The organism is Sphingobium sp. B2, from assembly GCF_007693735.1.
GTDB lineage: Bacteria > Pseudomonadota > Alphaproteobacteria > Sphingomonadales > Sphingomonadaceae > Sphingobium > Sphingobium xenophagum.
In genome coordinates this window covers 2416099-2442524 of sequence record NZ_VDBZ01000001.1, presented here as the reverse complement: position 1 = coordinate 2442524, position 26426 = coordinate 2416099, and the positions used below count along the sequence as shown (strand labels likewise).

At 62.7% G+C, this 26426-nt stretch carries 29 protein-coding genes and 1 pseudogene; 17 read left to right on the top strand and 13 right to left on the bottom strand.

The features are described 5' to 3' along the window. Positions 1–5: 5 nt before the first annotated feature. Both FE851_RS11890 and FE851_RS11885 read right to left on the bottom strand, forming a co-directional pair. Positions 6–731, bottom strand: coding sequence for a hypothetical protein (locus FE851_RS11890; protein WP_107126593.1), 726 nt, complete (start codon positions 729–731; stop codon positions 6–8). Positions 732–929: 198 nt separating this feature from the next. Then, positions 930–1484 (bottom strand): nuclease, encoded by a 555-nt coding sequence (locus tag FE851_RS11885; protein WP_145202680.1) that lies wholly within the window; start codon positions 1482–1484, stop codon positions 930–932. 145 nt (positions 1485–1629) lie between these two features. Between FE851_RS11885 and FE851_RS11880 the strand changes: the two genes are divergently transcribed. From FE851_RS11880 to FE851_RS11850, 7 genes are all read left to right on the top strand, one after another. Further along, positions 1630–2016, top strand: coding sequence for a PH domain-containing protein (locus FE851_RS11880; protein ID WP_017182593.1), 387 nt, complete (start codon positions 1630–1632; stop codon positions 2014–2016). A 163-nt stretch (positions 2017–2179) separates the two neighbouring features. Then, positions 2180–2863, top strand: a complete 684-nt coding sequence (locus FE851_RS11875; protein WP_017182594.1) for a hypothetical protein — start codon at positions 2180–2182, stop codon at positions 2861–2863. A gap of 88 nt (positions 2864–2951) precedes the next feature. Beyond that, on the top strand, positions 2952–4088 hold the full coding sequence (locus FE851_RS11870; RefSeq protein ID WP_145202677.1) for a cupin domain-containing protein: 1137 nt from the start codon (positions 2952–2954) through the stop codon (positions 4086–4088). Between the two features lie 3 nt (positions 4089–4091). Continuing rightward, positions 4092–4721 carry a pseudouridine synthase gene (locus tag FE851_RS11865; RefSeq protein WP_145202674.1) on the top strand — a complete coding sequence of 210 codons (630 nt, stop codon included), beginning with the start codon at positions 4092–4094 and terminating at the stop codon, positions 4719–4721. Positions 4722–4774: 53 nt separating this feature from the next. Then, positions 4775–5182: a hypothetical protein gene (locus FE851_RS11860; protein ID WP_145202671.1), complete on the top strand. Its 408-nt coding sequence runs from the start codon at positions 4775–4777 to the stop codon at positions 5180–5182. 79 nt (positions 5183–5261) lie between these two features. Continuing rightward, the gene (locus FE851_RS11855; protein ID WP_145202668.1) at positions 5262–5597 is read left to right on the top strand and encodes a hypothetical protein; all 336 of its coding nucleotides are present in this window, start codon (positions 5262–5264) and stop codon (positions 5595–5597) included. Between the two features lie 99 nt (positions 5598–5696). Next, entirely contained in the window at positions 5697–6428 is a 732-nt protein-coding gene (locus tag FE851_RS11850; protein ID WP_145202665.1) for a DUF695 domain-containing protein, read from the top strand. A 302-nt stretch (positions 6429–6730) separates the two neighbouring features. On the opposite strand, the gene FE851_RS11845 is transcribed toward FE851_RS11850, so the two are convergent. From FE851_RS11845 to FE851_RS11830, 4 genes are all read right to left on the bottom strand, one after another. After that, entirely contained in the window at positions 6731–8101 is a 1371-nt protein-coding gene (locus tag FE851_RS11845) for a class II 3-deoxy-7-phosphoheptulonate synthase (RefSeq protein WP_017182598.1), read from the bottom strand. A gap of 127 nt (positions 8102–8228) precedes the next feature. Beyond that, a complete protein-coding gene (locus tag FE851_RS11840; protein ID WP_145202662.1) occupies positions 8229–8585 on the bottom strand; it encodes a Rap1a/Tai family immunity protein in 357 nt (118 codons plus the stop codon). 115 nt (positions 8586–8700) lie between these two features. Then, on the bottom strand, positions 8701–9942 hold the full coding sequence (locus FE851_RS11835; RefSeq protein WP_145202659.1) for a YceI family protein: 1242 nt from the start codon (positions 9940–9942) through the stop codon (positions 8701–8703). Between the two features lie 120 nt (positions 9943–10062). Further along, positions 10063–12360, bottom strand: coding sequence for a TonB-dependent receptor (locus tag FE851_RS11830; protein ID WP_145202656.1), 2298 nt, complete (start codon positions 12358–12360; stop codon positions 10063–10065). Positions 12361–12596: 236 nt separating this feature from the next. Between FE851_RS11830 and FE851_RS11825 the strand changes: the two genes are divergently transcribed. Further along, on the top strand, positions 12597–13034 hold the full coding sequence (locus tag FE851_RS11825) for an acyl-CoA thioesterase (protein ID WP_130751944.1): 438 nt from the start codon (positions 12597–12599) through the stop codon (positions 13032–13034). 12 nt (positions 13035–13046) lie between these two features. Here the strand turns inward: FE851_RS11825 and FE851_RS11820 are convergent, their stop codons facing one another. Continuing rightward, positions 13047–13430, bottom strand: a complete 384-nt coding sequence (locus tag FE851_RS11820; protein WP_026002295.1) for a DUF983 domain-containing protein — start codon at positions 13428–13430, stop codon at positions 13047–13049. A 94-nt stretch (positions 13431–13524) separates the two neighbouring features. Here FE851_RS11820 and pabB point away from each other — a divergent pair, with 94 nt between their 5' ends. The 5 genes from pabB (at position 13525) to msrA (ending at position 17856) form a co-directional block, all read left to right on the top strand. Then, positions 13525–14700 (top strand): aminodeoxychorismate synthase component I, encoded by a 1176-nt coding sequence (gene pabB / locus FE851_RS11815; RefSeq protein WP_145202650.1) that lies wholly within the window; start codon positions 13525–13527, stop codon positions 14698–14700. Between the two features lie 33 nt (positions 14701–14733). Next, positions 14734–15357, top strand: a complete 624-nt coding sequence (locus tag FE851_RS11810) for an aminotransferase class IV (RefSeq protein ID WP_017182605.1) — start codon at positions 14734–14736, stop codon at positions 15355–15357. Positions 15358–15484: 127 nt separating this feature from the next. Beyond that, the gene (locus FE851_RS11805; protein WP_145202648.1) at positions 15485–16687 is read left to right on the top strand and encodes a pyridoxal phosphate-dependent aminotransferase; all 1203 of its coding nucleotides are present in this window, start codon (positions 15485–15487) and stop codon (positions 16685–16687) included. A 358-nt stretch (positions 16688–17045) separates the two neighbouring features. Next, a complete protein-coding gene (locus FE851_RS26130; protein WP_017182607.1) occupies positions 17046–17198 on the top strand; it encodes a hypothetical protein in 153 nt (50 codons plus the stop codon). Then, positions 17185–17856, top strand: a complete 672-nt coding sequence (gene msrA / locus FE851_RS11800) for a peptide-methionine (S)-S-oxide reductase MsrA (RefSeq protein ID WP_145202645.1) — start codon at positions 17185–17187, stop codon at positions 17854–17856. The genes FE851_RS26130 and msrA overlap by 14 nt, the downstream gene beginning before the upstream one ends. Positions 17857–17933: 77 nt before the next feature. On the opposite strand, the gene FE851_RS11795 is transcribed toward msrA, so the two are convergent. From FE851_RS11795 to thrS, 3 genes are all read right to left on the bottom strand, one after another. Further along, the gene (locus tag FE851_RS11795) at positions 17934–18806 is read right to left on the bottom strand and encodes a restriction endonuclease (protein WP_145202642.1); all 873 of its coding nucleotides are present in this window, start codon (positions 18804–18806) and stop codon (positions 17934–17936) included. Between the two features lie 297 nt (positions 18807–19103). Continuing rightward, on the bottom strand, positions 19104–19637 hold the full coding sequence (gene infC / locus FE851_RS11790) for a translation initiation factor IF-3 (protein WP_019054534.1): 534 nt from the start codon (positions 19635–19637) through the stop codon (positions 19104–19106). 129 nt (positions 19638–19766) lie between these two features. Then, a complete protein-coding gene (gene thrS, locus FE851_RS11785) occupies positions 19767–21755 on the bottom strand; it encodes a threonine--tRNA ligase (protein ID WP_019054533.1) in 1989 nt (662 codons plus the stop codon). Positions 21756–21922: 167 nt separating this feature from the next. On the opposite strand from thrS, the pseudogene FE851_RS11780 reads away from it, so the two are divergent. From FE851_RS11780 to FE851_RS11765, 4 genes and pseudogenes are all read left to right on the top strand, one after another. Beyond that, positions 21923–22359, top strand: a pseudogene (locus FE851_RS11780) (ExbD/TolR family protein). Positions 22360–22513: 154 nt separating this feature from the next. After that, positions 22514–22831, top strand: a complete 318-nt coding sequence (locus FE851_RS11775) for a DUF898 family protein (protein ID WP_409994485.1) — start codon at positions 22514–22516, stop codon at positions 22829–22831. Between the two features lie 2 nt (positions 22832–22833). Then, on the top strand, positions 22834–23739 hold the full coding sequence (locus FE851_RS11770; RefSeq protein WP_261370907.1) for a YjgN family protein: 906 nt from the start codon (positions 22834–22836) through the stop codon (positions 23737–23739). 7 nt (positions 23740–23746) lie between these two features. Further along, positions 23747–24823, top strand: a complete 1077-nt coding sequence (locus FE851_RS11765; RefSeq protein WP_130751953.1) for a M48 family metallopeptidase — start codon at positions 23747–23749, stop codon at positions 24821–24823. Between the two features lie 3 nt (positions 24824–24826). On the opposite strand, the gene FE851_RS11760 is transcribed toward FE851_RS11765, so the two are convergent. From FE851_RS11760 to FE851_RS11750, 3 genes are read right to left on the bottom strand one after another with little or no spacing between them, the layout of a single operon-like run. After that, positions 24827–25192 carry a DsrE family protein gene (locus FE851_RS11760; RefSeq protein WP_145202636.1) on the bottom strand — a complete coding sequence of 122 codons (366 nt, stop codon included), beginning with the start codon at positions 25190–25192 and terminating at the stop codon, positions 24827–24829. Then, positions 25180–25947 (bottom strand): HesA/MoeB/ThiF family protein, encoded by a 768-nt coding sequence (locus FE851_RS11755; RefSeq protein ID WP_145202633.1) that lies wholly within the window; start codon positions 25945–25947, stop codon positions 25180–25182. The genes FE851_RS11760 and FE851_RS11755 overlap by 13 nt, the downstream gene beginning before the upstream one ends. After that, positions 25944–26423 carry a hypothetical protein gene (locus tag FE851_RS11750; protein ID WP_019054530.1) on the bottom strand — a complete coding sequence of 160 codons (480 nt, stop codon included), beginning with the start codon at positions 26421–26423 and terminating at the stop codon, positions 25944–25946. The genes FE851_RS11755 and FE851_RS11750 overlap by 4 nt, the downstream gene beginning before the upstream one ends. Positions 26424–26426 lie beyond the last annotated feature (3 nt).

The window sequence follows — 26426 nt, the reverse complement described above, 5'->3', positions numbered from 1 at the left end:
CATCCTCAAAACGTACGCGCCTGCGGCCCATCGCGACGGTGGTGTGCGTCCGTGTCCGGGGCTGGCAGGGCGAGGCCTTGGGTTGCGGCGCGCCAGCGGTCGAAGGCTTCGCGTTCGTCGCCCTCTATGGTGATGCGGCCGCGCGGGTCGAGGCGGTTGGCTTCTATGATGGCAACCTCCTCGATGCGGAGCCTTTCGACTTCCTTCAAGATTTTCTTGAGATCCAGATCAGCCTCGCCGCCGGGGCGCATTTCCTCACGCTTCCATTCCAGCTTGAGCGCTTCGATATCGACGGGGCGGGATGCGCCGCGGATCGCGCCTTCGGGATAGCGATCATGCGCGCGGTTGCGCAGCAGGAACATGAGCAGCCGGTCGTTAAAGACGCGGCGGGTGCCGACCAGCTTGCCATAGCTGTACACCGGGACTTCGATGCCGTTGATGGCGCGTTCCAGCGCGATGTCCTCCAGCCGCTGCACCCCCTGATCCAGCGCGGCGAGCCAGGCGGCGGCGAAGCTGTCGGCGCCCTTTTGCCGTCGCAACTGATAGGCGCCATCGGTCGACATGCCGACGCGCTGGGCGGCGTGCTTGACCGATCCGGTTTCCGCCAGCGCGGCAATGAAGGCGCGCTGACGCTCCGGCGTCCAGCCATCATGGCGATAGCGGCGGGGGATGGGGGTGAAATCCAGATGGACAGGCTGCACCGTGGCGCGCGGAAGGGATCGGCTGGTCATGGCGGGCCATATAACCTATATGGTTATATGTAGGACAGTATTTTTTGGCGTATCGGCACTGGCCTTCAAACGAGTCACGTGCCTCGTTTGAACCCCACCCGACCTCCCATTCAGGATACACTCTGTGGGCGGTCGGGTGGGGGTGAGGGCCGGTGCAGCAACCGACATGCGCTCTTGCGCGCATGTCGGGACAGAGGCTCAGCGCGGCTGGCCCGCGCACCAGTGGATCGGCTTTGGCGACCAGGGCCGGGCATGGCCCTTGAGGATCATCAACTGGCCGATCGACACGCCGTCGCGCACCAGCACCCTGGCCGCCGGGTCCGGGTCTATGGGATCGGGCCGGGCCTCGAACGCGCCGCCATTCATCATCGCGGCCAGCGCGATACGCCCCTGCTGCGCCCGTTCGGCTTCGGCCGGGCATTTGGCGCCGATCTGGCTGGGGACGCTGATGTCGGCCAGGCGATAATAATGGCCCCTATAGGCATAGCTGTCCGCCGACAGGACGCAGGCGGCGCCGGTCAGATCGTCGCACAGCCTGAACTGTTCGGAAATGGTCGGCCGGGCAGCGACCGCGCCATGATCGGCAGCGGGCATCAGATCCTTGAACAGCAGGATGGCGGCCGCCGCGATCACCAGCGCGACGAGGATGATCCCGCCTGCGACGATGGTGGCCGGGCCGTCCTGCCTGTCATGCAGCCAGGCGCCCGATGGGTCGAAGGTGCGATCGCCCGGTTCGTAGAGATTATGTGCCATGATCGGTTTCCACTCTCCTATATAAGGATAGCCGATTTTCCCGAAGATTTCGTTAACCAACCTGCCGGGCGGATCAGCGGATCGGCCGCTTGACGATGGCGCAGGGGCATGATCAAAACGGCGCGTTCCAGGCGCAGGAGGCGGCATGAGCGAGAGCTGGTTATATGATGAGCATCCCGCGATGTTCCGGGCGCATCCCGTGCTGTTCATGCTGTTGCTGGTGTCGGTCGTCGGCATCCTGGCCATCGCGGTGTGGTGGGTGATGCACAAGGGCGAGCGGCTGGCACTGAGCGAGCGGGAGGTGCTGATGGAGCGGGGGCTGCTGGCCAAGCAGCGCACCGAGATCGCCCTGTCGAGCATTCGCAGCGTGCGGATCACGCAATCGCTGGGCCAGCGCATCTTCGACGTCGGCCATGTCGAGCTGTTCAGCGCGGGCGATATGGCCGAAATCGCGATCAAGAATATGCCCCGGCCCGGCCGAATCCGCGCCATCGCCGCCGCGCGCAATCTGGACCTGTTGCCACAGCGATAGGGGATTTATACGCTACCCCTTGACTTTGACGCATATATTTCAACGATAGCAGATAGAGGGACCGGAAGAGTTCCCAGCCGCAGAGGACGCCAGAAGGAGCAACGCCGGGCCGCATGATGTGGCGCGGCGCGGACAAGGGGTCGTCTGCATGGGCTTGCGAGTGATGCCGTCACTGACGGAACTAACGGCCGAGCAGCGCGCGGACATAAGGCAGGCCTGCGGCTTTGCCTGTGTGCGGTGCGGGGTGACCATCTATCGCTATCTGAGCCTGCCCGACAGCAACGGCGCGACGTTGCTGTGCCCGACATGCCACGGGCTGGTGGAGGAAGGGCGGCTGACCGCGACGCAGGTGCATAGCTTTCACGCCAATCCGGTCGTGCGCCAGCGCCATTTCGCGCGGGACCGTCTGCCCTTTTCCGCCGAATTGCCGCAACTGATCGTCGGCGGATCGCGCCTGTTGCGCGACACGCCGATCCCCATCACGCTGGATGGCGAGCCGATCCTGATCTTTGCCCCGCCCCGCCGCACCAATGGCGCGACGCGGATCAGCGTGCGGCTGGGCGCGCCCGATGGCGAGCCGGTGCAGGTGATCGACGGCAATGAATGGTTGCCGACCGATGGCAGCTGGCACTTCCTGCTGCGCGGCGACCGCTATTCGATGATGGCGTCGCGCGGGGATGGCCTTGCGGTGCTGCGCATTGTGTCGCGTAACCGGATCGCGGTGGAGCATCTGCGCACCACCATCCGGGGACGGCGGCTGGAAGTGACGCCAGACTGGCTGGAAATCGACGGCAAGCGCCATGTCGACCGCATCGGCAGCGGCACGCTGATCGGGCTGGAAATGTAGCGGGGCGGAGATCCTCCCCTCGCAGGGGAGGAACAGGATAAACCAAACGCGCTTTGACAGTCGGGTGCCCAGCGGGCAGGGCATTGTCATGCAGCTTTCCCATTTCGATCCCGCCCTGTTCCTGCGCGACTATTGGCAGAAAAAGCCGCTGCTCATCCGCAACCCGTGGGGGGAGTGGCGCAATCCGCTGGAACCGGACGAGCTGGCGGGGCTGGCGTGCGAGGAGGGCGTGGAATCGCGGCTGATCACGCTGGGCGATGATCGGCTGGCGATGGAGAGCGGGCCGCTGCCCGAAACCCGCTTTGGCCAACTGGGCGCGCTCCCTTGGACATTGCTGGTGCAGGCGGTGGACCATCATGTGCCGCAGGTCGCGGCGCTGATCGATCCGTTCCGCTTCGTCCCCAACTGGCGGATCGACGATGTCATGGTCAGCTACGCGACCGACGGCGGCGGGGTGGGCGCGCATTTCGACCAATATGACGTGTTCCTGGTGCAGGGGCTGGGGCGTCGCCGCTGGCAGGTGGGGGCCTTGTGCGATTCCACCACGCCGCTGTTGCCGCATGACGATCTGCGCCTGCTGGCCGATTTCGTTCCGGAACAGGAATGGATATTGGAGCCGGGCGACATTCTCTACGTGCCGCCGCGCATCGCGCATCATGGCGTGGCGGTGGGGGATGACTGCATGACCTATTCGATCGGCTTTCGCGCGCCGTCGCGCGCCGAACTGGTCGAACATTGGTCCGAAACGCTGGTGGACGCGATGCCGGACGAGGATCGCTATGCCGATCCCGATCTGGCGCGGCAGGCCAATCCGGGCGAGATCGCGCCCGCGGCGATCGACCGGCTGCACGCGCTGGTGACGGAGGCGCTGGCCGACCGCACCGCCTTTGCCCGCTGGTTCGGCCAGTATAGCAGCAGCCCCAAATATCCCGATACCGACTGGCGCCCCGAAGAGCCGATGGAAGCGGGCGATGTCGCGGCGATGCTGGCGGAAGGGGCGGCGCTGTGCCGCAATCCCGCCAGCCGCTTTTCCTTCGTGCGGCACGGCGACGGGCTGCTGCTGTTCGTCGATGGCGAATGTTTCGATTGTGCCGGCGACGTGGCGGCGCTGGCCGAAACGCTCTGCGCGCAGGATCATGTGAGCGTCGATCCGTCCGATGCCGGGCTGGCGTTGCTGACCATGCTGGTCAATCAGGGCAGCCTGGCGTTTGAGGAAGAGGTTTAGGCCATGGCGCTGATATTATTTAATAAACCGTTCAATGTCCTGTGCCAGTTCACCCCCGAACCCAATGGGCCGGAGCGGCAGACGCTCAAGGATTATATCGATGTGCCGGGCGTCTATCCCGCCGGGCGGCTGGACACGGACAGCGAAGGTCTGTTGCTGCTGACCGACGATGGCCGCTTGCAGTCACGGATCGCCGACCCCCGCTTCAAAATGCCCAAAACCTATCTGGCGCAGGTGGAGGGCGAGCCGGACGAGGCGGCGCTCGACGCGCTGCCTGTCTCTTATACACATCTAGATGTGTATAAGAGACAGCGGCTGGACACGGACAGCGAAGGTCCTGTCTCTTATACACATCTAGATGTGTATAAGAGACAGCTGAAGGACGGGCGGACCTTGCCCGCCGAGGCCGAACGGATCGACGACCCGGCGCTGTGGCCCCGCGACCCCCCGGTGCGCTTTCGCAAGACCGTGGCCGATTGCTGGATCAGCCTGACGATAAGGGAGGGCAAGAACCGGCAGGTGCGGCGCATGACCGCAGCGGTGGGACATCCGACGCTCAGGCTGGTGCGCTGGGCGATTGGCGAATGGACGCTGGAAGGTGTGCAGCCGGGGGAATGGCGCGAGGTTGGGTGAGGGGATGTGAGCAGCCATGTTTCGCCATTCACGCAGCGTCAAAAGCTCTCTAGTTGCAGACGGTCGGCTATACTGCAAAACTAGGGCGTATGATTGGCAAATGGTTCAAGCGCTATAAGCGGCATCTCCCTTCACAGCCGCGCATTTCTTGGCCAGGGCTACCACAAAACGGGTTCATTGCAGGACGATCTGCGCGCGTTGGTGATGTGGACCGGGGCAAAGCGGTTTTCAGCCAGCGAACTCACGACAGTTCGGCCAAGGCCTATCCAATTGTCATACCGCAATATGCGTTCTGGAAGGACGAGGGCGGATCAGCGGTTCCGGTAATCGTGGTTCAGGCTGAGTGTCATATAGCCGAAGCTGACGGCAAGCCGATAATAGGTCTTCGTACCCTCGACGGTGAAAGCATTGTTGCGTCTTTGGATGAAGTGGAATTCTTGGGAACAGACCTGCCCATCTGAAACCGACCAGAATTTGCCATTCAGACTACGGGCTGTCGTTCCCAATTGCGGACATTCTGCTCACCGCTAAAGTGCCACCATGATCACCCTCAGACTTTCGCGCGACATATGGCTGATGCTGGCCATGCTTAGCGCAGCCAGCGCCTTCTTTCGCTATTTCGGCCTGTCGCCCATCGTCTATACTATTTGCTATGTGGTTCTTACCGTGCTGGGCCTTGGGACCGCGACCTATTTGACTCTTCAAGCGCGAAGGTCAGTTCGTATCGATAGCATTTCCGTTATTGCAACCATAGCGCCAGCCCTATTGCTGTTTATCGATCTTCCAAGCAGTTGGCGCGTCATCTGCCTCTTGGTGATCGCGCTAATTGCGATGCTCGAGTGGAAATCACGCCTTGCGGGAGGCAGCATCAGCTAACGACCACTGTAGGTCAGCCGCATAAGCAATTGCGTATCCTCAAAGCTGCCATGTAGACGTGCATCGCAGGTGATCATTCTCAATCAGCGAGATGTGCAGATGTCCGACAATTGGAATTTTTATGCTCTCCTTGTCGATGACGAGCCAGCGTCGATCTTTGTCGATCTCGGGGTCACGAAAGAAACGCAGATCGCTGATTTTCCCATTATGGCGTATTTGCGTGTCAGGATGAATAATCCCCGGCCGGATGGGCTATCCAGTCAAGATGAATACGATAGTCTGATTTCTTTGGAGAAAGACGTAGCAGAAGCAGCAGAGCGCGCCGGGAAATATCTTTATGTTGGGCGGAATACATCAAGCGGAAATCGAGATTTTTACTTCTACACGCAAAATGAATCGATCGAAAATTTCCTTGAAAAAGCTATGAAAAATTGGCCTTCCTATGAATATCAGACCGGCTGTCGCCCCGATAAGGAGTGGTCAACGTATTGGCGTTTCCTTTATCCATCACCAGAAGATTTTCAACGCATAGGGAATCGAGATGTTGTCGGTCGCCTATTGGAACAGGGCGACCGTATCGATGAACCCAGAACAATTGATCATTTTGCCGTATTTGGTTCGCAAGAGGCCAGAAATATCTTTGTCAAACATCTCGCCGCAAGGGGATATGCTATCATCGGTGAAGCTGACGCTACAAACGGCGAATTTCAGGTCACGTTCGATAGGATTGATCGGCCAGATCAAATTGACGATGTAACGATGGATCTCTTCAGAGCGGCGCGGGATAGTGGCGGTGAGTATGACGGATGGGGCTGCACCATCGTGAATTGAACGTCTGCTAATGTCGATTTCTGGCGCAAAGCCGCTATTCCGCAATCCACCCAATTCAGCCAGAAACGATCGTCCGTGAACATAGGGGATTCCTATAGCGCGCCCCCCCTCCCGCAGGCGGGAGGGGGTTAGGGGGCGGGCTTGCGCGAGTTTGCGTTGGCCCACCCCGCTGCGACTAAGGTGCTGCGCGTCCAAGTCTCGCTGCCTAGCGGCGGGTGAACAGTCCCCCGGACTGTTCAGGTCATGCCGGGGGCATGACCGACCCGACGCTCGCACGCGGGAGGGGAGCATCAAGCCATTTCTCACGCTGCGGCGCGGCGTTCTTTCAGTTCTTCGTTGAGCATTTCGGCCAGCAGGAAGGCCAGCTCCAGGCTCTGCGCCGCGTTCAGGCGCGGGTCGCAATGGGTGTGGTAGCGGTCGGCGAGGCCTTCGTCGGTGATGGCGATGGCGCCGCCGGTGCATTCGGTGACGTTCTGGCCGGTCATTTCCGCGTGGATGCCGCCGCCGAAGCTGCCCTCGGCGCGGTGGACGGCGAAGAAGCCGCGCACTTCGGCCAGGATGCGCTCGAACGGTCGCGTCTTGTAGCCATTGGCGGCCTTGATGACATTGCCGTGCATCGGGTCGCAGGACCAGACCACCGGATGGCCTTCGCGCAGGACGGCGCGGACCAGCTTGGGCAGGCCCGCCTCGATCTTGTCATGGCCGTAGCGGGTGATGAGCGTGATGCGCCCGGCTTCGCGCGACGGGTTGAGCAGGTCGAGCAGGCGGATGAGCGCGTCCGGCTCCAGGCTGGGGCCGCACTTCATGCCGATGGGATTGCCGATGCCGCGCAGATATTCGACATGGGCCGACCCTTCGAAACGGGTGCGGTCGCCGATCCACAGCATGTGGGCGGACGTGTCATACCAGTCGCCGGTCAGGCTGTCCTGCCGGGTCAGCGCCTGTTCGAAAGGCAGCAGCAGCGCTTCATGGCTGGTGTAGAAGCTGGTCCCGCCAAGCTGCGGCACGGTTTCGGCGTCCAGGCCACAGGCGCGCATGAAATCGAGCGCCTGGCCGATCTGGTCGGCCATCGCCTCGAACTTCGCGGCCCAGGGGCTGCGACCCATGAAGTCGAGCATCCAGCCATGGACGCGATCCAGGCTGGCATAGCCGCCGGTCGAGAAGGCGCGCAGCAGGTTGAGCGTTGCTGCCGACTGGTTATAGGCCTGCACCATCCGCTGCGGGTCCGGCTCGCGGCCCTGTGCGGTGAAGGCAATGTCGTTGACATTGTCGCCGCGATAGCTGGGCAGTTCGACCCCGCCGACCACTTCGGTATCGGCCGAGCGCGGCTTGGCGAACTGGCCCGCCATGCGGCCGACCTTCACCACCGGCAGCTTCGAGGCGAAGGTCAGCACGACCGCCATCTGGAGCAGCACGCGGAACGTGTCGCGGATATTGTTCGGGTGGAACTCGGCAAAGCTTTCGGCGCAATCGCCGCCCTGCAACAGGAAGGCGTCACCGGCCGCGACCTTTGCCAGGTCCGTTTTCAGGTTGCGGGCCTCGCCTGCAAAGACGAGCGGCGGAAACTGGCCAAGCTGGGCCTCCACGGCGGCGAGCGCCTGTGTGTCCCGGTAAGCGGGCATCTGAATGCCCTTATGCGCGCGCCAGCTATCCGGCGTCCATTTCGCCGCCACGACGAGTCTCCTAAATGAACCAAAAAAACAGGGGCCGCACCTACGCCGCCGCGCCGTCCAAGGCAAGTTTATAGCAGTATTCCGGCGCGCGGGCGCAATGATCCTTTCGATCAGACTGATCGTTTCGCTATTTCTGGCATGGATAGCGTTCGTTGAGCGCCACGCTGACCAGCACGGAAGCGGGGCCGCGCCGCTGGTCTGGCCAGCGTTCGAGATAGGCGACGACGGTGCGGCGGGCATCGTCCGCGCTCATCTTGTCAGGCCAGCAGATCGGGCGACCACGGCCGATGAAGCTGTCCTTGCGGATGCCATCGACCACGCCGACGATATAGGCGGTGCAGGCCAGCGCATATTCGGGCGCCTTGTTGCGGCATTTTGTGAGCAGCGATGTGCCGCTTTCGAACATGAAGCCCTGCGCCGAAACCGGGGCGGGGGACGCGACGGCCAGCGAGGCAGTCGCGATGAGGATGGGGAGTGCGCGCATAGGATTTCCAAACAACAGGTCGTGAATAGTATAATAGTGCTCCCGCGCAGGCGGGAGCCCAGTTCCAGCGCCTCGACTGGGCTCCCGCCTGCGCGGGAGCACGCTTATTTGTGCCTCAATCCTTTCGCTTCGCCGTGAAGGCGAAGGTCAGCGCCACCTGGGGGGCCAGTCCGCCGCTGCTCTCGCCATTGCCCACGCCAAATGCGGCGCGGGCGATGGTCGCGGTGCCGCTGACCTTGCGGGTCGCGCCGTCGCCCGACAGGGTGAAGCGGATGGTCTGGGGCTTGGCGACGCCTTTGAGGCTGAGCGTGCCGGTGGCGCGATAGGCGTTCGCGCCGCTCTTCTCCGCGCCCTTCGCGGTAAAGGTTGCGGTGGGGTGGGCGGCCACCGCGAAAAATTCGTCGCCCGGCAGCATCCCGTCCTGATAGGCGTCGCCCACGCTGGCGCTGGCCATGTCGATCGTCACCTTGATGTCGGCGGTTTCGGGATGGTCCGGGTCCATGACGATCGCGGCGGTCCATTTGGCAAAGCTGCCGCTGATCGTCTGGCCATCATTGCCGACGGAAAAGCCGATCGTGCCGCCCGGCTGCACGGTCCAGGCAGGCGGCGGGGCGGGGGGCGCTTCCGGGGCGGCCTCGGTGACGTTGGCGGCGGCGATGTCGGGTGCGGGCGCGGCGACGTTGGCTGGTTCGGCGATGTTTTCCGATGCGGCGGGGGCTTGCGGCGTCTCGGAGGCTGCGACCGGGGCGGCGACCTTGGCGGCTGGGGCGGGCAGGATCGCCTTGCCGACGACCAGGCCCAGCAGCATCAGCGCGGGCAGGATGATCAGCAGCGCGGTCGACCGGCCCGGTATCATCCGCCAGATCAGCCCGTCGCGGATCAGGAAATGATGGCGCAGCGCGCCCGCGACATGGAGCAGGAACAGCGCGACGCCCAGCCACGCGATCAGGCCATGGCCGCCCTCCGCCAGTTCATGCGCGCTTGCGGGCAAGGGCAGATGGGGCAGGGGCAGGACGCCGAACAGCAGGGTCGGCACCTTCACCCTGGCGGTCGATACCAGCGCCCAGCCGCTCAGCGGCGCGCCCAGCATGAAGGCGTAGAGACCAAAATGCACGCCCGACGCCAGCGCGCCCTGCCAGCCGCCCTCCAGCTTTGCCGGGCGCGGCTTCCAGTAGCGCACGACGATCCGCAGCAGGGTCAGCCCCAATATCGTGATGCCGACCGACTTGTGCCATTGGTACAGGGCAAAGCCCCGCGCGCCCAGATCCTCCAGCGCCCAGCCAACGCTGATCTGGAAAGCGAGCAGGGCCGCGATCGCCCAGTGCAGGATGATGGCGACAAGGCTGTAGCGTGGCATGAAACCCCCGGCAGGATGGACCTGACGGCGAAGCTATGCCCCGCGCGTCATGAAGTCCATTGCCCTGCCGGGAAACGCTGCGTTGCCTATGACCGTGGATAGGCGCGGCCTTTTTTCAGATCAGAAGCCGGCCTTCAGCGTGGCGAAGAATTGCTGGGGGGCACCGACCAGCAGGGTCTGGGCATCGCCGCTATTGCCAAAACCGCCCGACCCGATCGTGCCGACATAGCGCTTGTCGAACAGGTTGGTGGCGTTCAGCTGCACTTCCACCTTGTCGGTGAAGCGATAGCCAAGCGAGGCGTCGACGATCAGGCGGCCGGGGACCGAAGCGTCATTGGTGTAGCTATAGTAGCGGCGCGACATATAGTTGAGGCCGACGCGGAAGAAGCGCTGGCCATCGTCAAAGTTGAATTCGCCGCGCGCCATATGTTTGGGGCTGTCCACCACGGTCTTGTCCTTGATCGCCGCGACAAGATCGCCATTGCCGTTCAAGACATCGTCGCGATAGGTCGCGTCGGTGTAGCTGTAGCTGGCGTAAAGGCTGAAGCCGCCGCCCAGTTTCAGGTCGCCCGCCGCTTCGACGCCGACGGAGCGGACGCCGCCGACATTCTGGAGCGCCGAGGGGTTGCCCTGGATCGCCGATCCGACCTGCACCGCCAGCAGGCGATTGCGGAAATTGACGAGATAGGCACCCAGCGTGCCGCTGAAGACCGGCGTGTTGTAGCGCAGGCCGAGTTCGTAGGTGTCCGACTCTTCGGGTTTCAGATTATTCCTGATCGCGTCGAACCCGGCCTGATTGGTCGAAAAGGGGCCGGTGGTCGTGGCGCTGGCAAAGGCGCGGGTCGACTGGCTGAAGCCGCCAAAGACTTCCGCGTCGGGGCTGACCTTCACGACGAAACCGGCGGTGGGCTGGAACCAGTCCTGCGCCTTGATCTTGCCCTGCGGGAAGCTGGCCTGGACGACGGCCTCCGCCTTGTTGGTGACCGAAAAGCCCTTCCACCCCAGATTGATCGTCACCATGCCAAGGTCGATCTTGTCCTGCACATGATATTGGAACGTATCGGTGGTGAAATCGAACTCCCACTGGGTGAAGAAGGGATTTTTCGGATAGTCGCGGAAGGACAGGCCCGGCTCGGTGCGGCTGGAGAAGGCATAGAAGCGGCGGGCCTGGTTGAACTTGTTATTTTCATACCATGCGCCGACGTTCAGATTCTGGCTGCCGATGGTGAAATCGACGCTGCCGAACGCGCCGATGCGGTCCATCTTATATTCGGTGGTGCGCACCGACATGGGGACGCCGTTGGGGCTGGGCACATAGGGGGTCGCCCACAGGCCCATGCCGCTATTGTTGTGATAATAGCCCTTGAGGTTCAGCGTCGCCTTCTCGCCCAGCGGCGTGTTGAGGCCGATCGCGCCCAGCCAGTCCTTGCGCAGCCCCGCCGCGTCATAATAGGCGTCGTCGGCGCTGGTCACATTGCCCGGATAGGTCTGGCCAGTGGCGACGGACGCGCCGCTATAGTCGAAACGGCCATCGGGGAAGGGCGATCCGCCGCTGTTGCTGACCAGATCCACGTCGTTCAGGCGGCTGGCATAGTCGATCGCGCGGGCATAGTCGGGAAAGGTGTTGTCCCAGTCCCAGCCCAGCCGATTGATCATGCCCATCGACATGTCCTGATAATCCTGCTCGCGCCGGTCGGAATAGCTCAGCCAGCCGTCAATCTTGGCCTCGCCTATGGGCACGATCACCTTGGCATTGCCCATATGCTGGTCCTGCTTGCCCTGGCCCTTATATTTGTCGGTGGATCCATAGCCGTAGGACACATAGCCGCGCACGCCGTCCCTGGTACCCAGATTGAGGCGGGCGAAAGCGCGGACCGTGTCGTTGCTGCCATAGGTCAGATTGCCCTGTGCGCCCATCTCGCCGGTCGGATCAGCCGAGAATGTCTCGACCGTGCCGCCCAGATTGCCGGTCGCCTGCGTGCCGAGCGAACCGGCACCCTGCGACACGCGGACGCTGCCGATATTTTCGCTGCTGATCGCGCGGGTGATGTGCAGGCCATTATGGTTGCCATAGCTCATGTCGCCCAGCGGAATGCCGTCGAAGGTAAAGCCAAGCTGGTTCTGGTTGAAGCTGCGGATGGTGACGCGCTGCGACCATTCATAATTGCCGAACGGGTCGGCGGACTGGAAATTGACGCTGGGCAGCTTTTCAATCGCCTTGAGCGGATTGGTGCCCGGCGTCAGCACGACAATCTCCTGCGCCTTGATTTCCTGCACCTGGCGGGTTTCGCCGCGACCAAAGACGACGATCGTCGCTTCGTCGGGCGCTGCATCGGCGGCGGGCGCGGCCGTCTGGGCAAAGGCGGGCGAAGCCGCCAGCATGGTGGAGGCGAGCAGCAGGGCAGTGGCAGGACGCATGAATTTTCCCCTTCAAGAACCGTAATCGGCTTGGTTCGGGGCCGTAGGCGCGTGATGTTGCACCGCAATGAGAGGAGCTTGACGAATTGGCGTCGCCTGCATGACATTCCTGTGATGCGTATCTTGATATGGATTGTGTCATAAAGGTCGCAGTCGCGCCATTTTCGCGGGCGTGATTGCATCACTGGCCATGACGGCTATGGCATGACCATCCCTATTTTATTGGAAAGCAGGACATGGCCAAACCCGAATCCTGGCGTTTCAGTCCCGAAGCCTATCGCTTCGTGACCAGCATCGATTCCCGCTTTCAGGATCTCGATACGATGGGCCACATCAACAATGTGGCGATCTCCGGCATATTCGAGACCGCGCGTATCCGTTTCCACCACCATATGGGTCGCCATCCGCAGGAACAGGGCGTGCGCTGGCTGGTGGCGAACGTGAATCTCAATTTTATCGAGGAATCGCATTTCCCCTATCCGTTCGACGTCCATTGCGCGATCGGCCATATCGGCCGCACCAGCTGGACGATCAGTTCGGCCGGGTTTCAGAAGGGCGTGTGCGTCGCCACCTGCGACACCACCGTCGTCACCCATGGGGCCGAAGGACGCCGCGAGATTGATGAGACGCTGCGCGAAGCAATGGAACTGAATTTCATCCGCCGACCGGCGTGACGCGGAGTTTATTCACCCAAATCCGTGCATCCGCCGGGACCATTGAAAGGCGATCACCGCGCCCTTGACCGGCTGGATCATCGCCACGGCCAGCAGCAGCGCCAGGCCAGGCCAGATCGCGGCCTGCCATCCCAGCGGAATGTCGAGCGCGCGGTTCACCTCTATCATCAGCGGGACCAATATATGGCCCAGCAGCAGGATGACGATATAGGATGGGAAATCGTCGGCCTGATGCCTGTCCCAGCGCTGGCCGCAATGGGCGCAGGCCGATGTGGGCTTGAGGAAGCGGGCGAACATCCGTCCCTCGCCACAGGCCGGGCAGCGCCCGCGCAGCGCCAGGCCGATGGCGGCGGCGAGCGGGCGATCGGGTGCGGCTTCGGGTGTCTGGTCGGGCATGGGCGCTGAGGTAGTGGCTGCGGCGGTGCTGCGCAACATGGCATATTCCCTTACTGACTCTTTCGCCTGCGCAAAAGCCTGTTAATAAGCCGCCATGCGTCTCCCCGGTCCGTCCGAAATCTTTGCCCTGTTCGACGATGCGCGCGTGCGTGGCGCAGCCCCGGCGCGGCTCTATCGCGATCCGGTCGGCATCATTGCAGCCCATCGCATGGAGGAGGTCCAGCCCGCGCTCGACCGGCTGGCCGACGCGCGGGAAAATGGTCTGCATGTCGCGGGCTATATGGCCTATGAAGCGGGGCTGGCGCTGGAAGACAGGCTCGCGCCGGTCGCCGCTCGCGCAGAGGCAAAGGGCGGTGCCGCGCCGTTGCTGTGGTTCGGCCTGTTCGAAGGCGTCCGGTTGATCGCGCCGGGGACGCTGCCCGACCTGCTGCCCGATCCCGCCGGGGCCAGCGTGACGCCGCCCCGCCCGCTGATCGACGAAGCCGAATATCGCGCGGCGTTCGACGCGGTGCAGGACTATATTCGCGCGGGCGACATTTATCAGGCGAACCTGACCTTCCCCTGCGAAACCAGGGTGAGCGGCGATCCGATGGCGCTCTATGCCGCGGTCCGGCCCCGCGCGGCGGCGGGCTATGGCGGGGTGATCCGCACCGGGGGGCAGGCGTTGCTGTCCTTCTCGCCCGAACTCTTCTTCACGCTGGTACGCGGCCAGCTGACCGCGCGCCCGATGAAGGGCACCGCCACGCGCCATGCCGATGCGGATCAGGACGCGGCGCTTGCCCGATGGTTGCAAAGCGACGCCAAGCAGCGCGCGGAAAATCTGATGATCGTCGACCTGCTGCGCAACGATCTGTCGCGGGTGTCGCGCGCGGGCAGCGTGACCGTGCCGGACCTGTTCAAGGTGGAAAGCTATCCGACCGTCCATCAGCTCGTGTCGACCGTGCGTGCGCGCATCCTGCCCGGCCTGTCGCCGGTCGATGTGCTGCGGGTGCTGTTCCCCTGCGGATCGATCACCGGGGCGCCCAAGGTGCGGGCGATGGAGATACTCGACGCGCTCGAACCCCACGCACGCGGCGTCTATACCGGATCGATGGGCTGGATTGACCCGGATGGCGACGCCGCCTTCAACGTCGCGATCCGCACGCTGACGATCGATGAGGGCGCGGGCGTCGGGCGGCTGGGGCTTGGCTCTGGTCTGGTGGTGGATTCAGAGGCTGGCTCTGAGTGGGCGGAATGTCTGGCCAAGGGGCGGTTTCTTGCGGGCGCTTGACATATTGGCCGCCAAAGGTTTGGAATAGCTCGAATGTCACTGGCTGATGGACGCTATGATCTGCTCGAAACCATGGCCTTCGACCCGCTCGAAGGCATCAGGTTGCTGGAGCTGCACCTTGCCCGGTTGAAGGCGAGCGCCGATGCGCTTGGCTTCGCCTTCGATCGCCATGGCGTGCGCAATGAATTGCAGGCCGCGACCTTCCGCCTGCGCGACCATAGTCGGGTGCGGCTGATGGTGTCGCGCGGCGGGGCTGTGGCGATCGAGGTGCGCGACCGGATCGCCTGGCCGGGCGCGATCGTGCCGGTCAAGGTCGTGCCGCGCCATGCGCCCGCCGACGACCTGCGCCTGCTGCACAAGACCACCGACCGTTCGCTCTACCGCGATGCGCTGCAACGTGGCGGCACCTATGAAGTCGCGCTGATCGATGCGCAGGGCTATCTCACCGAATGCTGCTTCTCCTCGATCTTTGTCGAGCGGGGCGACAAATTGCTCACCCCGCCGCGATCGCGCGGGTTGCTGCCCGGCATCCTGCGCCAGAGCCTGATCGACATGGGCGAGGCGGTGGAGGCCGATCTTCGCCCGCAAGATCTCGACGATGGCTTCTTCATCGGCAATGCCGCGCGCGGCATGGTCGCCGCGACACTGGCGCATTAGCCACATCATTCTGCCGTAAAGCCAGGAAGCGGCAACTGGCCGGTTGCCCCTGCGTCCGTTGCGCACTAAGGACCGCCGCGTCCGCTAATGTTGCGGGCGTTGGGGATTCTTTCGAAAGATTGTTGTCATGAGCCAGACTTCCGCCGCCCTTGGTCGTATCCAGCCGTCCGCCACGCTCGCCATGAGCGCGCGCGTGAATGCGCTCAAGGCGCAGGGCGTGGACGTGATTGGCCTGTCGGCCGGGGAGCCGGATTTCGACACGCCCGATTTCGTCAAGGAAGCGGGCATTGCCGCCATTCGCAACAACCTGACCCGCTATACCGACGTGGACGGCACCGCCGACGTCAAGGAAGCGGTGATGTTCAAGTTTCAGCGCGACAACGGCCTGACCTACAAGCGCAGCCAGATCACGGTGAATTCCGGCGGCAAGCACACCTTGTTCAACGCGCTGGTCGCCACCGTGGACGCGGGCGATGAAGTCATCATCCCGGCGCCTTATTGGGTGAGCTATCCCGACATTGTGAATTTCGCTGGCGGCACGCCGGTATTCATCGAGGGTCCGGCGAGCCAGGGCTACAAGATCACCGCCGCCCAGCTGGACGCCGCGATCACCCCGCGCACCAAATGGGTGATGCTCAATTCGCCGTCCAACCCCTCCGGCGCGGCCTATTCCGCGGCGGAGCTGAAGGAACTGGCGGACGTGCTGCTGCGCCATCCCCATGTCCTCATCATGACCGACGATATGTATGAGCATGTCTGGTACGCGACGACCCCCTTCGCCACCATCGCGCAGGTCTGCCCGGAACTGTATGACCGCACGCTGACGGTCAACGGCTGTTCCAAGGCTTTCTCGATGACCGGCTGGCGCATCGGTTTTGCCGGTGGCCCCGAATGGATCATCAAGGCGATGGGCAAGCTGCAATCGCAGTCGACCAGCAATCCCTGCTCGATCAGCCAGGCCGCCGCCGTCGCCGCGCTCACCGGGCCGCAGGATTTTCTGGAAGAGCGCAACGCCGCCTTCAAGAAGCGCCGCGACATGGTCGTCGCGATGCTCAATGACGCGCCGGGCCTCGACTGCCCGACGCCCGAAGGCGCTTTCTACGTCTATCCCGACGCCAGCGGCGTGATCGGCAAGGTGACGCCCAAGGGGGTGACGATCGACAGCGACGAAACGCTGATCGGCTATTTCCTGGACGAGGCCAAGGTCGCCGCCGTCCATGGCGCGGCCTTCGGCCTCTCGCCCGCCTTCCGCATCAGCTATGCGACGTCGGAAGAGGTGCTGAAAAAGGCCTGCACCCGCATCCAGGAAGCCTGCGCCGCGCTGAAATAATCCTCCCCGGCACGGGACTTTCCGCTTTCTCTCTACCGTCATGCTGAACGTGTTTCAGCATCCATTGTGCCCCACCAGCCGCCGCTTGATCTGGCGCGATGGACCCTGAAACAAGTTCAGGGTGACGAAAAGGGAAACGGTCCTTTTCCACCCGCGCCGTCTTGCAGGCAGCGCGGAACGCTCTATATCCGCGTTGCATAACGAAACTGATTTAAGGCGACTCTCCGTTCGTCGTTCTGTTTCTTGCCTCTGTCGAAAGCCGCACCCGCGCGGCGCGATATTCAGCAAGGGGCAAGGCACGGGGATGTAACCGATCGGCCTGATCAGCCGAAACCAAAGAACAAGAAAGGCACAGGCCATGATGACGTTTTTGAAATCCGATTTATTCCTGCGCTTTCTGGGCGGGTTTGCGATCGGTGCGGTCGGCATGGTCATGCTCCAGCCCGATGAACAGCCGATCCTCAGTTCCCCGGCGATCGCCGCGACCAGCGCCCATCATGCGGCGCGCTGACGGCATCGCCCTTGCCATTTTCGCGGCGATCGCCGTCGCGTCCCCGGTGCGCGCCGAGCGCCCGGTCCTTGCCCCTGTCGCCACCATTGACGCCGAGCCCACCCGCAGCCTGGAAACCGCGATATTCGCAGGCGGCTGCTATTGGGGCGTCGAAGGCGTCTTTTCCCATGTGAAGGGCGTCCAGCTCGTCAAGTCGGGCTTTGCCGGAGGCCCGCGCAACCGCCGCGTCGATTATGACATGGTCAGCGGCGGCGACACCGGCTTTGCCGAAGCCGTCCGCGTCACCTACGATCCCAAACAGGTCAGCTACGCCACGCTGCTGCGCATCTTCTTCTCGGTCATCGCCGATCCCACGACGCTGAATTATCAGGGGCCGGACCATGGCACCCAATATCGCAGCGCGCTCTTCCCGCTGAACGCCGAACAGGCCAAAGCCGCGACCGCCTATCTGGCGCAACTGGGCAAGGCCGGCCTGTGGCGCGACCCGGTGGTGACGAAGGTGGAGCGCTTCACCGGCTTTCAGGACGCCGACGCCTATCATCAGGACTTCATGCGCAAAAACCCGCGCCATCCCTACATCCTGCGCTGGGACGCCCCCAAGCTGGCGGCGTTCAAGGCGATGTTCCCGGCGCTGTATCGGGACAAGCCGTCGGCTTGAGGTGGTTTGGGTGGTGATGGCAGGCAGATAGCGTGCATTTTGGTCCCTACGCTACGACAGTATGAGGGCTTTGTCCGCTAACTTTGCGGCGCTTGAATTGGCTCATCGAACGTCAAGGAAAGCGAGATTGTGTCATCCTCCTTGTGAACCATAACAAACGTGCCCGCTCTTCCCGCAATTTTTGTGTCAGCAGTCGCAACGGCGTAATCTTTGCGGCCGCCAAAATAGCGATGTCTCTGAACTGGGGTCAAATATTTCGTTATCGTGACGGTTGTATCGACGAGAATATGGTCGACACTCCAAATGGCCCCTTTGTTGTCGCGTACTGTCCAGCCGATAGTCTGGACATACATGTGAAGCGGAATTAGCTTATCCACTTCGTCCTCAGGATTGTCCGATTGAGGCACTCCATTGGCTATCGCTTGAATAATCTGATTACTGGTAAGTTCTGCACCTGCGGTATCGAAAACAGCGTCGATTGCATCAGGCTGAGCATCTTTGAACATGATTTTTACCGACATATGTCCAAATCTACGTTCATATCCAACGAACACTGCGTCGGGCGCCAGCCAATCGAAGCATTCTACCTCTGTTAGATCCATACATGTTATCGACCGCATGGCGGCCTTTGCACGGGCACTCGTGCGAAAGCCAGTTGCAGAAACGATGACGCCAGCGTTGACACCGGTAGAGGAGCACTTGTCTGCAAAGGCTTCGACCTCAGGGACGCCAACAGGCCTGGAGCGATCACGGCATTCGATGGCAGTTATGATCTGATGATGGCCGTGATCCCATGTTATCAAAATGTCGTGTTCTCGGCGCTTATTTGTATCGCGATCACGCAAGCGACGGCTCGGGGATTCGATTGTGGCGTGAGTTCCGGCCAACGTCCTTTCGAGCGTCGCGACCAGTCGCTCTAGCTTCTTTCCGTTTAACTCACTGCGGTTCATGAAAATAGGCTATCACGCGCACTTGGATAATTCCAAACTGTTACAAGGGACGTTTCAAAAGGTAACATTTCCACGTCGTTTGGAGATGCCTTGATCAGCGGGGACTTAAAGACGTTGGCCATACTGAGGCGGCGCACCTGTTTTTCGAGGCACTCTACTAACGTCCATTATACAGCGATTGCGCACGCCTGGAATGATTTTGCCAACCGGCCGGTGCCGCCGCTCCAAATCTCCCGCAACGAAAAAGGGCGGCGCCTCGCGGCACCGCCCTCTATCTCTTAACCCGGAAGCCCGCGTTTATTTCGGGGCCAGCACCATCAGCATCTGGCGGCCTTCCATGCGGGGATAGGCTTCGACCTTGGCGACTTCGGCGACATTTTCCGCGACGCGCTGGAGCAGGGCCATGCCGAGTTGCTGGTGGCTGAGTTCGCGGCCACGGAAGCGCAGGGTGATCTTCACCTTGTCGCCGTCGCCGATGAAGTCATGCACCTTCTTCATCTTCGTATCATAGTCATGATCGTCGATGTTCGGACGCATCTTGATCTCTTTGAGTTCCTGCGTCTTTTGCGTCTTGCGGGCGATATTCGCCTTTTTCTGGGCTTCGTATTTGAACTTGCCGATGTCCAGAAACTTGCAGACCGGCGGGTCGGCATTGGGCGATACTTCGACCAGGTCCAGCCCAACATCGGCCGCCTGTTCGATCGCTTCCTGCGTAAACATCACACCCAGATTTTCGCCTTCATCATCGATCACGCGCACCTTGGGCACGGTGATGAATTCATTATAGCGAGGGCCGGACTTCGGCGGCGGCGCCAGCGGGCGGCGCATCATCGGGGGACGTATAGCAGTATCTCCTATGGTCGTTGCAAAAACGAGTGGCTCTTAGCGGCTTTTTGGCAAAGCGCAAAGGGGTCCGCGACCCTCAATCAAGGAATCACGAACCCTGTGGCCTTGCAGCCTCTATAGCATATCGGGTGCGCGGGCCTCATTTGCAAGGCGCGAAATCGCCTCATCGAGCGAAAGGAAGCTCTGCCCCTCGCTGCCCAGCACGCGCAGCGCGACCTTGCCTTCCTCCGCCTCGCGCCGGCCAACGACCAGCAGGTTGGGCACCTTGGCCAGGCTATGTTCGCGCACCTTGTAATTGATCTTCTCGTTGCGCAGGTCCGCTTCGGCCCTGATGCCCGCCGCGCGCAGCTTCGCCAGCACATCGCCCGCATACTCGTCCGCGTCCGACACGATGGTCGCGACGACCGCCTGCACCGGCGCGAGCCAGGCCGGGAAGCGCCCGGCATAATGTTCGATCAGAATGCCGATGAAGCGTTCATAGCTGCCGAAAATGGCGCGGTGGAGCATGACGGGGCGATGGCGCTCGCCATCTTCGCCGACATAAGAGGCGTCGAGCCGTTCGGGCAGCACCCGGTCCGACTGGATCGTGCCGACCTGCCAGGTCCGGCCGATCGCATCGGTCAGGTGCCATTCCAGCTTTGGCGCATAGAAAGCGCCTTCGCCCGGCAATTCCTCCCAGCCGAACTCCGGCGTGTTGAGGCCCGCGGCGGCGACGGCTGCGCGCAGTTCATTCTCCGCCTTGTCCCACATCTCTTCGCTGCCGAACCGCTTTTCGGGGCGCAGCGCCAGCTTGATCGAGTAAGTGAAGCCGAAATCCTTGTAGATGCGGTCGGCCAGCGCGCAGAAGGCGCGGACTTCCTCGACAATCTGATCCTCGCGGCAGAAGATATGCGCGTCATCCTGGGTGAATTGCCGCACCCGCATCAGCCCGTGCAGCGCGCCATGCGGCTCGTTGCGGTGGCAGCAGCCATTTTCGTACAGGCGCATCGGGAGGTCGCGATAGCTTTTGATCCCCTGGCGGAAGATCAGCACATGCGCCGGGCAGTTCATGGGTTTGAGCGCCATCCAGTCGGCATCGTCCGACACCAGCGGGCCTTCATCGTCGACGTTGGGCACTTCGTCGGGGATGACGAACATATTTTCGCGATATTTGCCCCAATGGCCCGACGTTTCCCACTGGCGTGCGTCCATCACCTGCGGCGTCTTGACCTCGCGATAGCCCGCATCGTCGATCGCGCGGCGCATATAGGCTTCCAGCTGACGCCAGATCAGATAGCCCTTGGGGTGCCAGAACACGCTGCCATGCGCTTCCTGTTGCAGGTGGAACAGGTCCATCTCCGCGCCGAGCTTGCGATGGTCGCGCTTGGCCGCTTCTTCGAGGCGCGTCAGATGTTCGGCCAGCTGCTTCTTGTTGAGCCAGCCAGTGCCGTAGATGCGGCTGAGCATCGCATTGTTCTGGTCGCCGCGCCAGTAAGCGCCCGACACCCGTGTCAGCTTGAAGGCGGACGGATCGAGCCGCCCGGTCGAGGCAAGATGCGGGCCACGGCACATGTCATACCAGCCGTCACCGCTATGATAGACGGTCAGTTCCTCGCCCTGCGGCAGTTCGGCGGCCCACTGCGCCTTGAACGTCTCGCCTGCCGCCTGCCATTGCGCGATCAGCGTGTCGCGGGCGATGACTTCGCGGCGCAACGGCTTGTTGGCGGCGATGATCTCGCGCATTTTCGCCTCGATCGCGGGCAGATCCTCGTCCGTGAAAGGGCCACGGTCGGGGTTGGGCGCGAAATCATAATAAAAGCCATCGTCGGTCGACGGGCCAAAGGTGATCTGCGTGCCGGGAAACAGCGCCTGCACCGCTTCGGCCAGGACATGGGCAAAATCATGCCGCGCCAGTTCCAGCGCGTCGGCCTCATCCTTGGCCGTCACCAGCGCCAGCGTCGCGTCCTGCTCCAGCGGGCGGTTGATGTCGCGCAATTCGCCATCGACCCGCGCCGCAATCGCCGCCTTGGCCAGCCCCGGTCCGATCGCCGCTGCAATATCCGCCGGGGTAGTACCGGGCGCAACTTCGCGCACGTTACCGTCGGGCAGAGTGATTTTGAGCATGGCGGACACAGGATTTCCTTGAAAGGCAAAGCATGGCGCGGCCACACATGCCGCGCCTTCCCCATAAATGGGCGGTCCGGCCTGTCAAGGGAAGGGGACTTGCCGGCAAGCTGTTAAAGGTGCATAGGATATGTAATAACATGATGTGTCATTACAGGAGGGTTTCCATGGTCTCACGCCTGTCATCATCCATTGTCCCGTCCGGCGAAATGCCGATGGGCGAAATGAACACGACACCGTTGATCGATGTGTTGCTGGTGCTACTCATCATGTTCATCATCAGCATCCCGATCCAAACCCACAGCATCGGCATCGACCTGCCCCAAACCCCGTGACGCCGCAGCCGCCGATGCCCGATCCGGTCAAGAACAAGGTCGGCGTCGATGCCGATGGCGTGATCCGCTGGAACGGCGCAGCGATCGACCGGCTCACGCTGCGCCAATATCTGGCCGCGTCGCTGCGGATGCCGGTCGAACCTGAATTGCAGTTCCAGCCGGACGCGGCGGCCCGCTATCTCGCTGTCGATGAAGTGCTAGCCGACATCAGGCGATCGGGCGTGACGAAATTGGGGTTCGTCGGCAACGAACGCTATCGCGACTTTTAAAATCGCGCGTCCTTGAGAGTCTGTCCCGAAATGCGCGACAGGCCGTATTTCGGTTGCCGCGCCAATGGGACATTTCGAGACAAACTCTCATGCACCCCCTTGACGTTCAGGCCTCGCCCCTGTTTCTTGTCAGACAAGAGTATAGGGGGCGTCCATGGATGAAGAACAGGTTGGCCGTGACGGCTTTGCCTTCGAGGGGAACTGGCGCGACTATGCGCCGATCGCTTTCACCAATCTGGCGCTGACGATTGTCACTCTGGGCTTTTATCGCTTCTGGGCGACGACCCGGACGCGCCGCTATCTGTGGGCTAACACGCGGTTCATCGATGACCAGCTGGAATGGACCGGCACGGGCAAGGAATTGTTCGTCGGCTTCCTGATGGTGCTGGTGCTGGTGGGCATTCCCTTCATGTTCATCCAGTTCGGCGCGCAGGCACTGATCCTTCAGGGGCTGTCTCTTATACACATCTAGATGTGTATAAGAGACAGGGCAAGGAATTGTTCGTCGGCTTCCTGATGGTGCTGGTGCTGGCGGGCATTCCCTTCATGTTCATCCAGGTCGGCGCGCAGGCACTGATCCTTCAGGGGCGAGCCGGTCTTGCTGGCATCCTGACCTTCGCCGCTGTTCTGATCATCTACTATATGGTCGGCCTCGCCCGCTTCCGGGCGCTGCGCTATCGGTTGAGCCGCACCTGGTGGCACGGCATTCGCGGCGGCAGCGATGACCAAGGCTTCGGCTATGGCCTGTCCTATATCTGGAAAAGCGGCGTTGGCATGTTGGCAGCGGGGCTGATGATTCCCTGGTCATTGATGTCGCTGTGGAACGAGCGCTGGAACAAGATGAGCTTTGGCCCGCATATGTTCGAGGCGGCCGCCGAGCATGGGCCGACGATGAAGCGGTTTCTGCTTTTCTATCTTTTCCCATTCATCCTGTTTGCGGTCATGGGCATATTCTTCGTGGTCGCGGGGCCGGGGTTGATGCGCAACAGCGGTGGCAATCCCAATGCGCTCAGTTTCGGTGGCATGGTCATGGCCATAGGTTTCGTTGTGCTTACCTACACGCTTCTCGGCCTGATCGCGGTCGCCTTCTACGCCAAATTCTTTCGCGTGGCGGTCGACGGGGTGTCGATGGCGGGGCTGAACTTCCATTTTTATGCCAAGACGCGTGAATGGCTGATGCTCTTTCTGGGCGACATCGCGCTGGTCATCGCCACGCTGGGGATCGGGGCGATTTTCCTGCAATATCGCCACTGGAAATTCTTTATCACCCATCTGGGCGTGACCGGCGAAATCTACACCGAAGACCTCACCCAGTCGCAGACCCGGACCGCCAGTCATGGCGAAGGCCTGCTGGATGCGTTCGACGTCGGCGCTTTCTGAGTGATTGATGAGCGGTTTCCAGCTCTGGCATTATGACGGCGTTAGCGGGGTACGGCGCAATGTCGCGCTGCGTCCGCACGAGGCTGGATTCCAGCTGGAGGAGGCAGAGAGCGGCTGGACCGGCTCGCCGGTCGATTGGGCTGACCTGACAGTCATCGGTGCGGAGAAAGGGCGTTCGGTCTATGGCCATCGCGCCATGCCCGGCTGGCGCATGGGCTTTGGCGGAGAAGCGCCCGGACCCATCGCCATCCATCTGCCCAAGGCGGAGCGTTATGGCCGCTGGATCGACCGTTTCGGTTTCTGGCCAGCGGCCGGGGCTTTCACGGTGGTTGCAGCGCTGGTTGTCTGGGCGGCGCTGGCAGCCCCCGGGTGGATCGCGCCGCATATTTCGCGCAGCTGGGAAAACCGGATGGGCGACGCGATGGTGGGCGATTTTGGCGGGCGCTTCTGCCATACGCAGGCGGGTGATGTGGCATTGCGGGCGCTGGTCACGCGGATCGACCCCAAGGGGGAGGCGCGCGATGTCGCGATCGCCAACATTCCGTTGGTCAACGCCGTCACCCTGCCGGGCGGGCGGATCATCCTGTTCGACGGACTGGTGCAGCAGGCCGGGTCGCCCGATGAGGTGGCTGGCATCCTTAGCCATGAGCTGGGTCATGTCCGGCACCGTGACACCGTAGCGGGACTGGTGCGCCAATTGGGGCTGAGCGTCGTGCTGGGCGGCTTTGGCGGCAGCGGCGGGGGCTATCTCAACAGCGTGCTGGCGCTCAGCTATGGCCGCGATGCCGAGGCGGCGGCCGATGGTGTGGCAATTGACCAGATGCAACAGGCGGCTATTTCCCCGGCGCGTACCGCCGATTTCTTCAAGCGGATTGGCGGGGACGGGGATGCAGTACGCGAAGGGCAGGCGATGACCTGGCTGTCCTCGCACCCGCTGTCAACCGAGCGGCGCAAGCGTTTTGCCGCTGCGGTCGAGCCGGGGGTGCGGTATCGCCCCGCGCTCGATGCGGCGCAGTGGCGCGCGCTGCGGGCGTCCTGCGCGGCGGACCCTAATGTCGCCAAGGCGTGGGGCCGTGATTTCTGATCGTTAGCTGAGCAGCAGCCGCGCATCATCGCCGGTTGCCTGCATGAAACTCAGCGGCCCGCCGACATCGACGCCGGGCGGTAGCGCGTTCGCCGCCATGCCGCACAGCGCCAGTCCGCTCTGGCAGACGCTGATCGTGACGCCCAGCGCCTGCGCCTCTGCCAGGACGGTGGCGAGGTCGGGCAGGCCCGCCGCCTGATGTGCGGCATTCTGTGGCGCGATGATCGGGGTGCGGAGCAGGGCGACGGCGTCGAGTTGCAGGAACAGCGCCGCCGCTCCGCCCAGCGCCGCCTGCGCACTGGCCAGCATCAGCGCGCCGCGCAGCCGTTCAGCGTCAGCGGTGGTGACGATAATCCTTAAGGGACGCATAGTTGCACGGCGCAGGCCGGGCAGGCGGGATCTTTGGGAACGTCCAGCGTGCGGAAACGCATGGAGAGCAGGTCAGCGATCAACAGCCGCCCGGCCATGTCGGTGCCGAACGGCACGAGGGCGCGGATCACCTCCAGCGCGGCAAGGCTGCCCATCGCCCCGGTCAGCGCGCCGATGACGCCGGTTTCGGCGCAATTGCGCTCCGGCGCGTCCTGCGCTTCGCCGACCAGGCAGCGATAGCAGGGTTTGTCCGCTTCCCAGCCGCGATAGGTGGCGATCTGCCCCTCGAACGGGCCGACCGCGGCGGAGACGAGCGGTATGCGCAACCGTTGCGCGGCGTCGGCGACCGCCAGTCGGGTCGTGAAACTGTCGCTGCCATCCAGCACGACGTCCGCATCGCGCAGCATCAGCGCCGCATTGTCCGCATCGATCCGCCCGTTGATCGGGATCAGCTTGACGTCCGGGTTCAGTCGCGCAACCGCCGCCATCGCGACTTCCGCCTTGGGCGCGCCGACATCCTGCGTACCGAACATCACCTGCCGTTGCAGGTTGGACAGCGCCACCATGTCATCGTCGATCACGCGGATGGTGCCGACACCGGCGGCGGCGAGATAGAGGATCGCCGGGCTGCCAATGCCGCCCGCGCCGATCACCGCGACGTCCGCCGACAGCAGCCGCGCCTGTCCCGCGCCGCCAATCTCCTTGAGCACGATATGGCGGGCATAGCGGTCGAGCTGGTCGTCGCTGAGCGTCATGGCGCGTCGGACCAGAGGAAGCGCACTTGCGACCGCATCCAGACCGGGCCTGCCGGGCGATTGTCATCGGCGGTTTCGCGGGCCGTGCCGATGGTGCGACCGTCCACCGTCACAGGCTTTGTCACGACCTGCCCCTTGGTGCGGAAGGAATTGCCCAAAGTGTTGAGGATGCGGCGGCTCACGAAATTCTCGACGTCCGGGCAATTGGCGTTGACCGGCGCGATCTTCAGCGGCTTCCCCTCTTCCGACAGCAGGAAAAGGACGTCGATCTCCAGCAGGTTCGACCCTTCATAGGGCACCGCACCACGACATTTGCCGCGCCGATACAGTTTGGCGACATCTTCCGACCAGCGCGGCGAAATCTTGCGCCCCAGCCAGCCCTCGATAACGGGCACGCTCGTCAGATCCTGCGGCATTGGCGGCAGGGCATCGGCCACCGGGGTGGTCGCCAGCATCAGCGAAAGCAGCATCGTCATCGC

What these genes read in the sequence shown, in the direction of transcription:
- FE851_RS11810 (WP_017182605.1), top strand. Translation starts at nt 14,734, where the DNA reads ATGTCACTGGCTGATGGACGCTATGATCTGCTCGAAACCATGGCCTTC.
- FE851_RS26130 (WP_017182607.1), top strand. Translation starts at nt 17,046, where the DNA reads ATGATGACGTTTTTGAAATCCGATTTATTCCTGCGCTTTCTGGGCGGG.
- FE851_RS11865 (WP_145202674.1), top strand. Translation starts at nt 4,092, where the DNA reads ATGGCGCTGATATTATTTAATAAACCGTTCAATGTCCTGTGCCAGTTC.
- msrA (WP_145202645.1), top strand. Translation starts at nt 17,185, where the DNA reads ATGCGGCGCGCTGACGGCATCGCCCTTGCCATTTTCGCGGCGATCGCC.
- FE851_RS11765 (WP_130751953.1), top strand. Translation starts at nt 23,747, where the DNA reads ATGAGCGGTTTCCAGCTCTGGCATTATGACGGCGTTAGCGGGGTACGG.
- FE851_RS11830 (WP_145202656.1), bottom strand. Translation starts at nt 12,360, where the DNA reads ATGCGTCCTGCCACTGCCCTGCTGCTCGCCTCCACCATGCTGGCGGCT.
- FE851_RS11840 (WP_145202662.1), bottom strand. Translation starts at nt 8,585, where the DNA reads ATGCGCGCACTCCCCATCCTCATCGCGACTGCCTCGCTGGCCGTCGCG.
- FE851_RS11870 (WP_145202677.1), top strand. Translation starts at nt 2,952, where the DNA reads ATGCAGCTTTCCCATTTCGATCCCGCCCTGTTCCTGCGCGACTATTGG.
- thrS (WP_019054533.1), bottom strand. Translation starts at nt 21,755, where the DNA reads ATGCTCAAAATCACTCTGCCCGACGGTAACGTGCGCGAAGTTGCGCCC.
- infC (WP_019054534.1), bottom strand. Translation starts at nt 19,637, where the DNA reads ATGATGCGCCGCCCGCTGGCGCCGCCGCCGAAGTCCGGCCCTCGCTAT.
- FE851_RS11875 (WP_017182594.1), top strand. Translation starts at nt 2,180, where the DNA reads ATGCCGTCACTGACGGAACTAACGGCCGAGCAGCGCGCGGACATAAGG.
- FE851_RS11850 (WP_145202665.1), top strand. Translation starts at nt 5,697, where the DNA reads ATGTCCGACAATTGGAATTTTTATGCTCTCCTTGTCGATGACGAGCCA.
- FE851_RS11775 (WP_409994485.1), top strand. Translation starts at nt 22,514, where the DNA reads ATGGATGAAGAACAGGTTGGCCGTGACGGCTTTGCCTTCGAGGGGAAC.
- FE851_RS11820 (WP_026002295.1), bottom strand. Translation starts at nt 13,430, where the DNA reads ATGCCCGACCAGACACCCGAAGCCGCACCCGATCGCCCGCTCGCCGCC.
- FE851_RS11825 (WP_130751944.1), top strand. Translation starts at nt 12,597, where the DNA reads ATGGCCAAACCCGAATCCTGGCGTTTCAGTCCCGAAGCCTATCGCTTC.
- FE851_RS11795 (WP_145202642.1), bottom strand. Translation starts at nt 18,806, where the DNA reads ATGAACCGCAGTGAGTTAAACGGAAAGAAGCTAGAGCGACTGGTCGCG.
- FE851_RS11835 (WP_145202659.1), bottom strand. Translation starts at nt 9,942, where the DNA reads ATGCCACGCTACAGCCTTGTCGCCATCATCCTGCACTGGGCGATCGCG.
- FE851_RS11890 (WP_107126593.1), bottom strand. Translation starts at nt 731, where the DNA reads ATGACCAGCCGATCCCTTCCGCGCGCCACGGTGCAGCCTGTCCATCTG.
- FE851_RS11760 (WP_145202636.1), bottom strand. Translation starts at nt 25,192, where the DNA reads ATGCGTCCCTTAAGGATTATCGTCACCACCGCTGACGCTGAACGGCTG.
- FE851_RS11880 (WP_017182593.1), top strand. Translation starts at nt 1,630, where the DNA reads ATGAGCGAGAGCTGGTTATATGATGAGCATCCCGCGATGTTCCGGGCG.
- FE851_RS11755 (WP_145202633.1), bottom strand. Translation starts at nt 25,947, where the DNA reads ATGACGCTCAGCGACGACCAGCTCGACCGCTATGCCCGCCATATCGTG.
- pabB (WP_145202650.1), top strand. Translation starts at nt 13,525, where the DNA reads ATGCGTCTCCCCGGTCCGTCCGAAATCTTTGCCCTGTTCGACGATGCG.
- FE851_RS11805 (WP_145202648.1), top strand. Translation starts at nt 15,485, where the DNA reads ATGAGCCAGACTTCCGCCGCCCTTGGTCGTATCCAGCCGTCCGCCACG.
- FE851_RS11750 (WP_019054530.1), bottom strand. Translation starts at nt 26,423, where the DNA reads ATGACGATGCTGCTTTCGCTGATGCTGGCGACCACCCCGGTGGCCGAT.
- FE851_RS11885 (WP_145202680.1), bottom strand. Translation starts at nt 1,484, where the DNA reads ATGGCACATAATCTCTACGAACCGGGCGATCGCACCTTCGACCCATCG.
- FE851_RS11855 (WP_145202668.1), top strand. Translation starts at nt 5,262, where the DNA reads ATGATCACCCTCAGACTTTCGCGCGACATATGGCTGATGCTGGCCATG.